The organism is Ramlibacter sp., assembly GCF_028291745.1.
In the GTDB taxonomy this organism is placed as follows: domain Bacteria; phylum Pseudomonadota; class Gammaproteobacteria; order Burkholderiales; family Burkholderiaceae_C; genus Ramlibacter.
In genome coordinates, this window is the sequence record NZ_JAQGNQ010000065.1 from 23,275 (window position 1) to 35,683 (window position 12,409).

The 12,409-nt window shown below is 68.1% G+C and carries 12 protein-coding genes; 4 read left to right on the forward strand and 8 right to left on the reverse strand.

Features of this window, described 5'->3' with window-relative positions; all coding sequences use genetic code 11:
- The first annotated feature begins 10 nt into the window (after positions 1-10).
- From JWP60_RS11370 to ruvC, 4 genes are read left to right on the forward strand one after another with little or no spacing between them, the layout of a single operon-like run.
- The gene (locus JWP60_RS11370; RefSeq protein WP_299790849.1) at positions 11-862 is read left to right on the forward strand and encodes a TonB family protein; all 852 of its coding nucleotides are present in this window, start codon (positions 11-13) and stop codon (positions 860-862) included.
- An 8-nt stretch (positions 863-870) separates the two neighbouring features.
- Positions 871-1,701, forward strand: a complete 831-nt coding sequence (gene aroE, locus JWP60_RS11375) for a shikimate dehydrogenase (RefSeq protein WP_299790788.1) — start codon at positions 871-873, stop codon at positions 1,699-1,701.
- Positions 1,698-2,435, forward strand: coding sequence for a transglycosylase domain-containing protein (locus tag JWP60_RS11380; RefSeq protein ID WP_299790791.1), 738 nt, complete (start codon positions 1,698-1,700; stop codon positions 2,433-2,435). The genes aroE and JWP60_RS11380 overlap by 4 nt, the downstream gene beginning before the upstream one ends.
- An 8-nt stretch (positions 2,436-2,443) precedes the next feature.
- Positions 2,444-2,992: a crossover junction endodeoxyribonuclease RuvC gene (ruvC, locus tag JWP60_RS11385; RefSeq protein WP_299790794.1), complete on the forward strand. Its 549-nt coding sequence runs from the start codon at positions 2,444-2,446 to the stop codon at positions 2,990-2,992.
- 194 nt (positions 2,993-3,186) lie between these two features.
- Here ruvC and lpxC read toward each other — a convergent pair whose 3' ends face one another.
- From lpxC to ftsW, 8 genes are all read right to left on the reverse strand, one after another.
- Positions 3,187-4,110 (reverse strand): UDP-3-O-acyl-N-acetylglucosamine deacetylase, encoded by a 924-nt coding sequence (gene lpxC, locus JWP60_RS11390; RefSeq protein WP_299790797.1) that lies wholly within the window; start codon positions 4,108-4,110, stop codon positions 3,187-3,189.
- A gap of 275 nt (positions 4,111-4,385) precedes the next feature.
- A complete protein-coding gene (gene ftsZ / locus JWP60_RS11395; protein WP_299790800.1) occupies positions 4,386-5,627 on the reverse strand; it encodes a cell division protein FtsZ in 1,242 nt (413 codons plus the stop codon).
- 147 nt (positions 5,628-5,774) lie between these two features.
- On the reverse strand, positions 5,775-7,004 hold the full coding sequence (ftsA, locus tag JWP60_RS11400; protein WP_299790803.1) for a cell division protein FtsA: 1,230 nt from the start codon (positions 7,002-7,004) through the stop codon (positions 5,775-5,777).
- A gap of 11 nt (positions 7,005-7,015) precedes the next feature.
- On the reverse strand, positions 7,016-7,804 hold the full coding sequence (locus tag JWP60_RS11405; protein ID WP_299790806.1) for a cell division protein FtsQ/DivIB: 789 nt from the start codon (positions 7,802-7,804) through the stop codon (positions 7,016-7,018).
- Entirely contained in the window at positions 7,801-8,781 is a 981-nt protein-coding gene (locus JWP60_RS11410) for a D-alanine--D-alanine ligase (RefSeq protein ID WP_299790809.1), read from the reverse strand. The genes JWP60_RS11405 and JWP60_RS11410 overlap by 4 nt, the downstream gene beginning before the upstream one ends.
- Entirely contained in the window at positions 8,778-10,190 is a 1,413-nt protein-coding gene (murC, locus tag JWP60_RS11415) for a UDP-N-acetylmuramate--L-alanine ligase (RefSeq protein ID WP_299790812.1), read from the reverse strand. Before murC ends, JWP60_RS11410 begins: the two co-directional genes overlap by 4 nt.
- On the reverse strand, positions 10,187-11,245 hold the full coding sequence (gene murG, locus JWP60_RS11420; protein ID WP_299790815.1) for an undecaprenyldiphospho-muramoylpentapeptide beta-N-acetylglucosaminyltransferase: 1,059 nt from the start codon (positions 11,243-11,245) through the stop codon (positions 10,187-10,189). Before murG ends, murC begins: the two co-directional genes overlap by 4 nt.
- The gene (ftsW, locus tag JWP60_RS11425; protein ID WP_299790851.1) at positions 11,242-12,405 is read right to left on the reverse strand and encodes a putative lipid II flippase FtsW; all 1,164 of its coding nucleotides are present in this window, start codon (positions 12,403-12,405) and stop codon (positions 11,242-11,244) included. Before ftsW ends, murG begins: the two co-directional genes overlap by 4 nt.
- Positions 12,406-12,409: the final 4 nt, after the last annotated feature.

Consider the following 12,409-nt stretch of genomic DNA (forward strand, 5'->3'; position numbering starts at 1 on the left):
GTTCGTGAACCTGAAGTCCCTCAGCACCCTGCAGATCGCGCTGGGCGTGTCCGTGATCGTGCACGCCGCGGTGCTGACCGTGCGTATCGTCGACCCGGAGGGCTTCAACCGCGTGTTCCAGGACACGCCGCTCGAAGTCGTGCTGGTCAACGCACACACCAACGAGAAGGTGGAGCACGCGCAGGCCATCGCGCAACGCAGCCTCGCGGGCGGCGGCGAGGCTGAAAAGGGTCTCGCCACGTCGCCGCTGCCGCCCTCGGCGCTGACGCAGTACGGCGATGCTGCCGAAGACGAGCAGAAAAAGCAGGTCGACGAGATGCAGGAGCAGCAGATGCTGATGCTCGCGAGCATCAAGCGAACGCTCGCCGCCATGCCCCCGGCCGACCCGAAGCAGGTCCGCCGCAACCCCGAGGTGGCCGCGCGCGAAGAAAAGCGGCGCAACCTGGTCAAGCTGCTGGCGGCCATCGAGAAGCGCATCAACGAGGAAAACGCGCGACCCAAGAAGCGCTACATCAGCCCGTCCACACGCGAGGCGGTGTACGCCACCTACTACGACTCGCTGCGCCGGCGCATCGAGGAGCGCGGCACCACCAACTTCCCGGAAGCGGCGGGCCGCAAGATGTATGGCGAGCTGACCATGATCGTCACCGTCAACCACGACGGACGCGTGCTTGCCACCGAGGTGGTGGAGACCTCCGGCAACATGACGCTGGACCGGCGCGCCGCCACCATCGCGCGCGCGGCCGGCCCCTTCGGCCACTTCAGCGAGGCGATGCGCCGGCAGGCCGACCAGATCGTGGTGGTCTCGCGCTTCAAGTTCACGCGCGAAGACACGCTGGAAACCAGGCTCACGAACCGCTGAAGGACGACGTGGACCAGTACTGCGTGATGGGCAACCCGGTGGAACACAGCAAGTCGCCGTGGATCCACGCCCGCTTCGCCGCACTCACCGGCGAGCCGGTGGCCTATGGCAAGCGCCTGATTCCGCTGGATGGCTTTGCCGCCTCCGTGCATGCGTTCATCCGGGAAGGGGGTCGCGGCTGCAACATCACGGTGCCCTTCAAGTTCCAGGCCGCTGCCCTGGTGAGCCGACGCAGCGCGCGCGCAGCGCTGGCCGACGCCTGCAACACCCTGATCTTCGAAGGCGAGACCATCGTCGGCGACAACACCGACGGCATCGGCCTGGTCGCCGACCTGCAGCGCAATACCTGCGTGGAACTGGGCCGCCGTGACGTGCTGCTGCTCGGTGCCGGCGGCGCGGCGGCCGGCGTGCTCGGCCCGCTGATCGAGGCCGCGCCGCGCCGTATCGTGATCGCCAATCGCACGGTGGCCAAGGCGGCAGCGCTGGTTGCGCGCCATGCCACGTTGGCCGCGGCCAACGAGGTGGAGCTGCGGGCGTTGCCGCTGGCAGAAGTCGCCGGCAGCTTCGACGTGGTGCTCAATGCCACGGCCACCAGCCTGGCCGGCGCCGGCGTGCCCGTGCCGGGTTCGGTGCTGAAGCCGGGCGCGCTGGCCTGCGACCTGATGTACGGGCCGGCCGCCGCCCCCTTCCTGCAGTGGGCGCGGGATCACGGCGCGACCGGCCGCGACGGGCTGGGGATGTTGGTCGAACAGGCCGCCGAGGCCTTTCTGCTGTGGCGGGGCGTGCGCCCGCCGTCGGCGCAGGTGCTGGGCGAAATGCGCGCGGAGTTGGCGGCATGAAGGCGGCGCTGCGCTGGTTCGCGCTCGTGCTGCTGGCGTTCATCGCCCTGCAGCTGTTCTTCGTCGGCCGCATCGCCGCGATGGCCGTGTTCGACCCCGAGTCCACCACCTTCGAGCGTTCGGAGGCCTGGCGCATCTCGCACGAGCGCGACCACCTGCGCTGGAGCCAGCGCTGGGTGCCTTACGCGCAGATTTCCGACCACCTCAAGCGCGCGGTGATCTCGTCGGAGGACAGCACCTTCGCCGAACACGACGGCGTCGACTGGGACGCGCTGGAGCGCGCCTGGCAGCGCAACGCCAAGGCGGAGGCCGTCGCGGCCAAGCGCAGCACGCTGGTCTCCGCACGCGGTGGCGCGCCGCGCGTGAAGATCCTGGGCGGCTCCACGATCACCCAGCAGCTGGCCAAGAACCTGCTGCTCTCCGGCGAGCGCAGCCTGCTGCGCAAGGGCCAGGAACTGGTGCTGACGATGGCGCTGGAACACACCCTGAGCAAGCAGCGCATCCTGGAGATCTATCTGAACAACGTCGAATGGGGCGAAGGCGTGTTCGGGGCGGAAGCCGCGGCGCAGCACTACTTCCACAAGAGCGCCAGCCGGCTCACGCCCTACGAGGCCGCCCGCCTCGCGGTGATGCTGCCGCAGCCCAAGCTCTACGAAAAGAAGCCCGGCTCGGGTTATCTCGCCAGCCGCACCTCCACCATCGTGGCCCGCATGCGCGACGCCGACCTCCCCTAGTGGCCACCATGCGCATCCTGGGCATCGACCCCGGCCTGCAGACCACCGGCTTCGGCGTGATCGACGTCGAAGGGCACGAGCTTTCCTACGTGGCCAGCGGCACGATCAGCACGACCCACCTTGCCCGTGGTGACCTGCCGGCGCGCCTGAAGGTTCTGTTCGACGGGATCGGCGAGCTGCGCACGCGCTACCAGCCGGGAGCGGCGGCGATCGAGATCGTCTTCGTCAACGTCAATCCGCAGTCGACGCTGCTGCTCGGACAGGCGCGCGGGGCCTGCCTCACGGCGCTGATCACCGGCAACCTGCCGATCGCCGAATACACACCGATGCAGATGAAGCAGGCCGTGGCGGGCACCGGCCGGGCCGCCAAGACGCAGGTGCAGCACATGGTGATGCGCCTGCTCGGATTGCCGGGGCTACCGGGCAAGGACGCGGCGGATGCACTCGGGCTGGCGATCACGCATGCGCATGCGGCCGTCGCGACGGCGCGGATTCAGCAGGCGGGTGGGGTGGTGCGGCGCAACACCGGGACGTACCGCACGGGGCGGGTGATCTGAGGCTGCTCGAATGCGGCTGCGGACAGCTGGACGCACAAGCCGCAAAGAAGCCCTGTAGGTGGGATGCGTGCAGCGCACCGCAGCAGGCGGCGTGAATTGAGGGCGCTGCGCATCGGTGGGGTGCGGCTTCGCGCGCATCCCACCCTACAGGCCGGCATGCGGCCAGGCCGTTCCACCGGTCGCAGTTCGGGCTGCTACCAGGCCCGCGCCGGCAAGGCGAAACCCGCCGGCGCTTCGCGATCGTCGCCGAAGCTCACCACCTCGAAGGCGTCCTGGTCGGCCAGCAAGGCGCGCAGCAGTTTGTTGTTCAGGCCGTGCCCCGAGCGGAAAGCGCCGTACGCGGCCAGCAGCGGCTTGCCGATCAGGTACAGGTCGCCCATGGCATCGAGGATCTTGTGCTTCACGAACTCGTCGTCGTAGCGCAGGCCCTCGGCGTTGAGCACGCGGTAGTCGTCGACGACGATCGCGTTGTCCATGCCGCCGCCCAGCGCCAGCCCGCGTGAACGCATCATCTCGACGTCGCGCGTGAAGCCGAAGGTGCGGGCACGCGCGATGTCGCGCGAGTACTGGCCCGAGCTCAGGTCGAACTCGTAGCGCTGGCCGGTGGAATTGACCACGCGGTGGTCGAAGTCGATCTCGAACCCGAGCTTGAAGCCGTGATAGGGATCGAGCCGTGCCCACTTGAGGTTCTCGCCCTCGCCCTCGCGCACTTCGATGGTCCGCAAGACGCGGATGAAGCGGCGCGGCGCGTTCTGCTGCTCGATGCCCGCGCTTTGCAGCAGGAACACGAAGGAGGCCGAAGACCCGTCGAGAATGGGCACCTCCTCCGCCGTGATGTCCACGTAGAGGTTGTCGACACCCAGGCCGGCGCACGCCGACATCAGGTGTTCGACCGTGTGGACCTTGGCCCCGCCATTGGAGATGGTCGATGCCATGCGCGTGTCGCTCACCGCCTGCGCAGAGACCGGAATGTCCACGGGCAGTGGCAGGTCGGTGCGGCGAAAGACGATGCCGGTGTCTGGCTGCGCCGGGCGCAGCGTCAACTCGACCCGTTGTCCGCTGTGCAGGCCCACGCCGACGGCCTTGGTCAGGGATTTGAGGGTACGTTGCCGGAGCATCCGCCCGATTTTAGGCCCCCGCGGGATTTCCCTCTTTCGCCCTTGTGCATGACCCCAATAGCGCAGTTCCATACAGCTGAGCCTCAGCCGTGGCGGTAAAGCGCGTATGAACGAGGGGTAAAAGGTGAAGGCCGCTGAATTCGGACTACCGGACGCAGAACACGCAAAAGTTACGCAGAAGGCGCAGAAGGGACAAGGAAAATTTGAAGGATTTTCTTCTGCGTCTTCTGCGCTATTTCTGCGTCTTCTGCGTCCGGTCGTTGGGATGTCCGGCTTCAATCCGCCTGCTTGCGCAGGAACGCCGGGATCTCGAAGTCGTCCATCCCCCCACTCGAGAGCGCCTCCACCTTCGCGCTCGCCTGGCTGCGGTTGGTGCGCCACACGCTCGGCACGGCGAGGTTGCCGTAGTCGGGTTGCTGGGTGGCCGACTGCATCTCGCGCGTGACGATCGCGCCCGGCCCCGCCACCGCGTTGTGGATCGTCGGCACGTTGAAGGGCACGTTGTCGGTGCCGGTGCGCAGCACCTGCAGCGGCGGCGCGGTGCGGCGCTGCTGGCCCTGGCGCGACAGGCCCGTGGCCACCACGGTGACGCGCACCTGGTCGCCCAGTTCGTCGTCGTACGCCGTGCCGTAGATCACGTGCGCGTCCGGCGAGGCGTAAGCGCGGATCGTGTTCATCGCCAGCTTGCTCTCCGACAGCTTCAGGCTGCCCTTGGCCGCGGTGATCAGCACCAGCACGCCCTTGGCGCCGGAGAGGTCAATGCCTTCGAGCAGCGGGCAGGCGACGGCCTGTTCCGCGGCGATGCGCGCGCGGTCCGGCCCGTTGGCCAGCGCCGTGCCCATCATCGCCTTGCCCGGCTCGCCCATCACCGTGCGCACGTCCTCGAAGTCCACGTTGACGTGGCCCGGGACATTGATGATCTCGGCGATGCCGCCCACGGCGTTCTTCAGCACGTCGTTGGCGTGCGCGAACGCTTCGTCCTGGGTGATGTCGTCGCCCAGCACTTCGAGCAGCTTCTCGTTCAGCACCACGATCAGCGAATCGACGTTGGCTTCCAGTTCGGACAGGCCGTTGTCCGCGTTCGTCATGCGGCGACCGCCTTCCCAGTCGAACGGCTTCGTGACGACGCCGACGGTGAGGATGCCCATCTCCTTGGCCACGCGCGCGATCACCGGCGCGGCGCCGGTACCGGTGCCGCCGCCCATGCCGGCGGTGATGAACAGCATGTGCGCGCCGGCGATGGCCTGGCGGATGTCCTCCACCGCGGCCTCGGCGCATTCGCGTCCCTTCTCGGGCTTGCTGCCGGCACCCAGGCCGGTGCCACCGAGCTGGATGTGCTTGTGCGCCGAGCTGCGCGCGAGCGCCTGCGCATCGGTGTTGGCGCAGATGAACTCCACGCCCTGCACGCTGCGCTCGATCATGTGCGCCACCGCATTGCCGCCGCCGCCACCGACGCCGATCACCTTGATCTGGGTGCCTTGGTGGAACTCCTCGACTTCGATCATTTCGATGCTCATTGAATACTCCTGATATCTTGCAGTTGCCACTGACGAATGTTGTTGGTTGCGTCGCTTAACGCGGGAACGGTGGGTCGGTGCACCGACATCGCTCCTTTCTCCGGGGCGGACTGCCCCGGGCCAGCCACGACTTGCGGGCAACCATGGTCAGAAGTTCCCCACGATGAAATCCTTGATGCGGCCGAAGGCCGTCTTGACCGAGCCGTGCTGCTGCGCGACTTTCAGTCCGCGCATGCGGGCGATCCGCGCTTCTTCCATCAGGCCCATCACGGTGGCCGCGCGCGGCTGCGCCACCATGTCGGACAGCGCGCCCCGGTACCTGGGGACACCGCGGCGCACCGGCTTGAGGAAGATGTCCTCGCCCAGTTCCACCATGCCCGGCATCACGGCGCTGCCGCCGGTGATGACGATGCCGGAGGACAGCACCTCCTCGTAGCCGGATTCGCGGATCACCTGCTGCACGAGCGAGAAGATCTCCTCCACGCGCGGCTCGATCACGCCGGCCAGGGCCTGCCTGGACAGCATGCGCGGCGCGCGGTCGCCCAGCCCCGGCACTTCCACCTGCTGCTCGGGGTCGGCCAGCAACTGCTTGGCGTAGCCGGCATCCACCTTGATGTCCTCGGCGTCCTTGGTCGGCGTGCGCAGCGCCATGGCGATGTCGCTGGTGATCAGGTCGCCGGCGATCGGGATCACGGCGGTGTGGCGGATCGCGCCACCGGTGAAGATCGCCACGTCGGTGGTGCCCGCGCCGATGTCGACGCAGGCCACGCCCAGTTCCTTCTCGTCGTCCGTCAGCACGGACTGGCTGGTGGCGAGCGGGTTCAGCAGCAGCTGTTCCACCTCCAGGCCGCAGCGGCGCACGCACTTGATGATGTTCTCGGCCGCGCTCTGGGCACCGGTGACGATATGCACCTTGGCTTCCAGGCGGATGCCGCTCATGCCGATCGGCTCCTTCACGTCCTGGCCGTCGATCACGAACTCCTGCGGCTCCACCAGCAGCAGGCGCTGGTCGGTGGAGATGTTGATCGCCCGCGCCGTCTCGACCACGCGGGCGACATCGGCCGGCGTGACCTCGCGGTCCTTCACCGCCACCATCCCGCTCGAATTGATCCCGCGGATGTGGCTGCCGGTGATGCCGGTGTGCACGCGCGTGATCTTGCAGTCGGCCATCAGCTCCGCTTCCTTGAGCGCCTGCTGGATGCTCTGCACGGTGGCGTCGATGTTGACCACCACGCCGCGCTTGAGCCCGTTGGAGGGCGCCACGCCCAGCCCCGCGAGCTTGAGTTCGCCGCCCGGCATGACCTCGGCGACGACCACCATCACCTTGGCCGTGCCGATGTCCAGTCCGACGACGAGATCCTTGTAATCCTTGGCCACTCGTTGTTCCCTCAGTTCCTCGGCGCCGCCGCTTCGGTGGTGGCGACGCCCCTCAACTTCACCGCGTATCCGTCCGTGTGCCGCAGGTCCGCGGTCACCAGCGCCTCGGGTCTGCGCCCGTATTTCGAGGTCACCTGCGTCAGCGTCCGGGCGAAGCGCTGGCTGCGCGCCAGCACTTCCTCGTTGCTGCCGCGACCGAGTTCCACGGTGGCGCCGCTATCGAGGTGCAGCGTCCAGCCGCCGCGCCCGCTCAGCACCACCTGCTCGATCGCCAGGTCCAGCTTGTCGATCCAGGGCGCCAGGCCGCGGTACATCGCCAACACCTGCGGCGCCGTGCCGTCCGGGCCCACCAGGTGCGGCATCTCGTCCGGTTCCACGTCGCCGGCGTTGGCCTCGAACACCTCGCCAAAGGTGTCGACCAGCCGCGACTCCGAGTCGGCGCCCCAGAAGGCCTCGGCCTGGTGCTCCTGCAGTTGCACGCGCAACTTGTTCGGGAACTGCCGGCTGACCACCGCATGGCGCACCCAGGGCACCGCCTCGAACGCTTCGCGCGCCTGCTGCAGGTCCACGGTGAAGAAGTTGCCGGCCAGCCGCGGGGTGACGTTGGCGCGCAGCGTCGCCACGCTGTTGTGCGTGACGTCCCCCTGCACCACGATCCCGCGGATGGCGAACACCGGATTGCGCAGCGCCCACCAGCCCAGCGCCGCCACCAGCACGAGCGCGCAGGCGACGTACAGCACCATGGCGGTGATGTTCATCAGCCTCACGTCGAACGGCAGGGGCAGCGCGTTCTTCTTCATACGCTGGCAGCTCCCGCTTCCTGGTCCAGCGAGGCGTCGGCCAGCAGCAGCAGGCACAGGTCCTCGTAGCTGATGCCGCTGGCGCGCGCCGACATCGGCACGAGCGAATGGCCGGTCATGCCCGGGGAAGTGTTGATCTCCAGCAGCGAGGGCTTGCGCGTCTGCGCGTCGATCATCACGTCGATGCGGCCCCAGCCGCGGCAACCCAGCACGCGGTAGGCCTTGACCACCAGGTCCTGGATCGCTGCTTCCTCGCCTTCGGGCAGGCCGCAGGGCACCAGGTACTGCGTGTCGTCGGTGAAGTACTTGTTCTGGTAGTCGTAGTTGCCTTCGGGCGCGACGATGCGGATCACCGGCAGCGCGCGCGCGTTCTCGCCGCTGCCGAGGATCGGGCAGGTGACCTCGTCGCCGGCGACGAACTGCTCGCACAGCACGTCGGCATCGAGGGCCGCCGCCGCCTCCACCGCGGCTTGCATCTCGGAGTAGCCCTGCACCTTCGCCACGCCGATCGACGAGCCCTCGCGCGCGGGCTTGACGATCAGGGGCAGGCCGAGATCGTCGGGGATCTTCATGACCTGGTCGCGCTGGTAGGCGCCGCGTCGCAGCAGCGTGTACCTGGGCGTCGGGATGTTCTCGGCCAGCCACACGCGCTTGGTCATCACCTTGTCGATCGCGATCGCCGAGGCCATCACGCCGGACCCGGTGTAAGGGATGCCGAGCAGTTCGAGCGCACCCTGGACGGTGCCGTCCTCGCCGAAGCGGCCATGCAGCGCGATGAAGCAGCGCGCAAAGCCGTCCTTCTTCAGTTCGTCGAGGCCGCGCTCCGCCGGGTCGAAGGCATGCGCATCGACGCCCCTGGACTGCAAGGCCTGGAGCACGCCGTTTCCGGACAGCAGCGAGATCTCGCGTTCGGCCGACTTGCCGCCCATGAGGACGGCGACCTTGCCGAAGCTCCTCGGATCGATGGTGCCTGTCATGCGCCGCCTCCCAGTTCCACCAGCTTGGCCGGCACGCCGCCGATCGAGCCGGCGCCCATGCACATCACCACGTCGCCGTCGCGTACGGTGGCGAGCACGGCTTGCGGCAGCGCCGCGATGTCGGCGACGAACTGCGGCTCCACCTTGCCGGACACGCGCACGGCACGCGCCAGCGAGCGGCCGTCGGCGGCCACGATGGGCTCCTCGCCGGCGGAGTACACCTCGGCCAGCAGCACGGCATCGGCCGTGCCCAGTACCTGCACGAAATCCTCGAAGCAGTCGCGGGTGCGCGTGTAGCGGTGCGGCTGGAACGCCAGCACGATGCGCTTGCCGGGGAAGGCGCCGCGCGCGGCGGCCAGCGTGGCACGCATCTCCACCGGGTGATGGCCGTAGTCCTCGATCACCGTGAACTTGCCGCCACCTTGCGCCGCCGGCACCGGCACCTCGCCATAACTCTGGAAGCGGCGGCCGACGCCGCGGAACTCGCCCAGCGCCTTCACGACCGCGTCGTCGGCGATGTTCAGTTCCACGGCCACCGCGATGGCGGACAGCGCGTTCAGCACGTTGTGCATGCCCACCGCATTCAGCTTCACGTGCATGTCGGGCAGCGTCACGCCGTTGCGGCGCTGCACGGTGAAGTGCATCTGCGGACCGACCGCCCGCACGCCGACGGCGCGCACCTGGGAGTCTTCGCCGAAGCCGTAGGTGGTCACCGGGCACTGCACCTGCGGAATGATCGAGCGCACCGCCTCGTCGTCGTTGCACAGGATCGCCGTGCCGTAGAAGGGCATGCGGTGCAGGAACTCGAGGAAGGCCTTCTTCAGGTTGTTGAAGTCGTGCCCATACGTGTCCATGTGGTCGGCGTCGATGTTGGTCACCACCGCCATCACCGGGAACAGGTTCAGGAAGGACGCATCCGATTCGTCCGCCTCCACCACGATGTAGTCGCCCGATCCGAGCTTCGCGTTGGCGCCGGCGCTGTTCAACTTGCCGCCGATCACGAAGGTGGGGTCGAGCCCGCCCTCGGCGAGCACGCTGGCCACCAGGCTGGTCGTCGTCGTCTTGCCATGGGTGCCGGCAATCGCGATGCCCTGCTTCAGGCGCATCAGTTCCGCCAGCATCACCGCGCGCGGCACGATCGGGATCTTGCGCTTGCGGGCAGCGACGACTTCCGGGTTGTCCTGCTGCACGGCCGTCGACGTGACCACCGCGTCGGCGCCGATCACGTTGGAGGCCGTGTGGCCGACGAAAGTCTGGATGCCCAGTTCGGAGAGGCGCCGCAGCGTGACGCTGTCGGCGATGTCCGAGCCGGAGATCAGGTAGCCCAGGTTGCGCAGCACTTCGGCGATGCCCGACATGCCCGCACCTCCGATGCCGACAAAGTGGATGTGTTTGATCGCGTGTTTCATCGTGCGAGGGCCTCGCAGGCGGCGACCATCTGCTCGGTCGCGTGGGTCTTTTCGAGTTTCTTGGCCGCCACCGCGCGCTGCAGCAGCGCAGTGCGGTCGGTGTTGCGCAGCAGGTGGGCCAGGAATTCGGGGGTGAGTTCGCGTTGCGGCACCAGCCAGCCGCCACCGGCGTCGACCAGGAAGCGGGCGTTGGTGGTCTGGTGGTCGTCGACCGCGAACGGGAAGGGAACGAACAGCGCCGGCGCGCCGACGGCGGCAAGCTCGGTGACCGTGCTGGCCCCGGCGCGGCAGATCACGAGGTCGGCTTCGGCATACGCGCTGGCCGTGTCATCGATGAAGGGCGTGAGCTCGGCGAACACGCCGACGGCCTGGTAGTTGGCGCGCAGTTCGTCGATCTGCCTGGCGCCGCTCTGGTGCAGCACGTGCGGACGCTGCTCCGGCGGAATCAGGGCCAGCGCCTTGGGCACGATCTCGTTCAGCGCCTTGGCGCCGAGGCTGCCACCCACGACCAGCACCTTCAGCGGCCCGGTGCGACCGGCGAAACGCTCTTGCGGCGGCGGCTGGCGCAGGAAGGCCTCGCGCAGCGGATTGCCGATCCACTCGCTCTTGGCCATCACCTTCGGAAAGGCGCTGTAGACGCGCGCGGCGACGCCGGCCAGCACCCTGTTGGCCATGCCGGCCACCGAGTTCTGTTCGTGCAGCACCAGCGGCTTGCCAAGGAGCACGCTCATCATGCCGCCTGGAAAGGTGATGTAGCCACCCAGGCCCACCACCACCTGCGGGCGCACGCGCCGCACCACCTGCACGCTTTGCCAGAAGGCGCGCAGCAGCGTGATCGGCAGCAGCACCAGCGTCTTCACGCCCTTGCCGCGCACGCCGCCGAAATCGATGGTCTCCAGCGGGAAACCGCGGGGCGGCACCAGCTGGCTTTCCATGCTGTCGGGCGCGCCCAGCCAGTGCACGCTCCAGCCGCGCGCACGCAGGGCTTCGGCGACCGCGAGACCCGGAAAGATATGGCCGCCGGTGCCCCCTGCCATCACGAGTGCGGTCTTCATGCGCGGCCTCCGCGCATCAGGATGCGGTTCTCGTAGTCGATCCGCAGCACCACGGCCACGGTCACCACGTTCATCAGCACCGCGGAGCCGCCGTAGGACATCAGCGGCAGCGTCAGGCCCTTGGTGGGCAGCGCACCGAGGTTCACGCCCATGTTGATGAAGGCCTGGAATCCCATCCAGATGCCCACGCCCTGGGCGACCAGACCGGCGAACACGCGATCGAGCGCGATCGCCTGGCGGCCGATGTGCATCATGCGGCGGGCCATCCACAGGAACATCACGATCAGCGTCAGCACGCCGACCAGGCCGAATTCCTCGCCGATCACGGCCAGCAGGAAGTCGGTGTGCGCCTCCGGCAGCCAATGCAGCTTCTCGACGCTGCCGCCCAGCCCGACGCCGAAGATCTCGCCGCGGCCGATGGCGATCAGAGAGTGCGAGAGCTGGTAGCCCTTGCCGAGCGCGTTGTGGTCGCTCCAGGGGTCGATGTACGCGAAGATCCGCTCGCGCCGCCATTCGGACATGGCGATCATCAGCACGAAGGCGACGATCATCACCGCCGCGATCAGGAAGAACATGCGCGCATTGACGCCGCCGAGGAACAGGATGCCCATGGCGATGACGGCGATCACCATGAAGGCGCCCATGTCCGGCTCGGCCAGCAGCAGCATGCCGACCACGGCGACGGCCGCGGCCATCGGCAGCACCGCGCGGAAGAAGCGCTCCTTCACCTCCATCTTGCGCACCATGTAATTGGCGGCATACAGCAGCACCGAGAACTTCACGAGCTCGGAGGGCTGGAAGGAAATCGACCCGAAGCCGAGCCAGCGGCGCGCGCCGTTGACGCCCTTGCCCACATGCGGGATCAGCACGATCACCAGCAGCAGCAGCGAGGCCACGAACAGCCAGGGCGCGACCCGCTCCCAGGTTTCCAGCTTCACCTGGAAGGCCAGCAGGCCGGCGACGAAGGACAGCAGCAGAAAGAGCGCGTGCCGGCCGAGGAAATACGTGTGTGCGTAGCGGGCGAAGCGCGGGTTGTCCGGCATCGCGATGGTGGCGGAATAGACCATCACCAGGCCCCAGGCGAGCAGGGCCACCGTGAGCCACAGCAGCGCGGGGTCGAAAGCGCGGATGGCGAGGTCCGAGCGCGGCTGCACCGGCATCCAG

Bases quoted from the DNA above. Each gene is read 5' to 3' on its own strand.
- JWP60_RS11380 (WP_299790791.1), top strand. From the start codon at position 1,698: ATGAAGGCGGCGCTGCGCTGGTTCGCGCTCGTGCTGCTGGCGTTCATC.
- ruvC (WP_299790794.1), top strand. From the start codon at position 2,444: ATGCGCATCCTGGGCATCGACCCCGGCCTGCAGACCACCGGCTTCGGC.
- lpxC (WP_299790797.1), bottom strand. From the start codon at position 4,110: ATGCTCCGGCAACGTACCCTCAAATCCCTGACCAAGGCCGTCGGCGTG.
- ftsZ (WP_299790800.1), bottom strand. From the start codon at position 5,627: ATGAGCATCGAAATGATCGAAGTCGAGGAGTTCCACCAAGGCACCCAG.
- JWP60_RS11405 (WP_299790806.1), bottom strand. From the start codon at position 7,804: ATGAAGAAGAACGCGCTGCCCCTGCCGTTCGACGTGAGGCTGATGAAC.
- JWP60_RS11410 (WP_299790809.1), bottom strand. From the start codon at position 8,781: ATGACAGGCACCATCGATCCGAGGAGCTTCGGCAAGGTCGCCGTCCTC.
- murC (WP_299790812.1), bottom strand. From the start codon at position 10,190: ATGAAACACGCGATCAAACACATCCACTTTGTCGGCATCGGAGGTGCG.
- murG (WP_299790815.1), bottom strand. From the start codon at position 11,245: ATGAAGACCGCACTCGTGATGGCAGGGGGCACCGGCGGCCATATCTTT.
- ftsW (WP_299790851.1), bottom strand. From the start codon at position 12,405: ATGCCGGTGCAGCCGCGCTCGGACCTCGCCATCCGCGCTTTCGACCCC.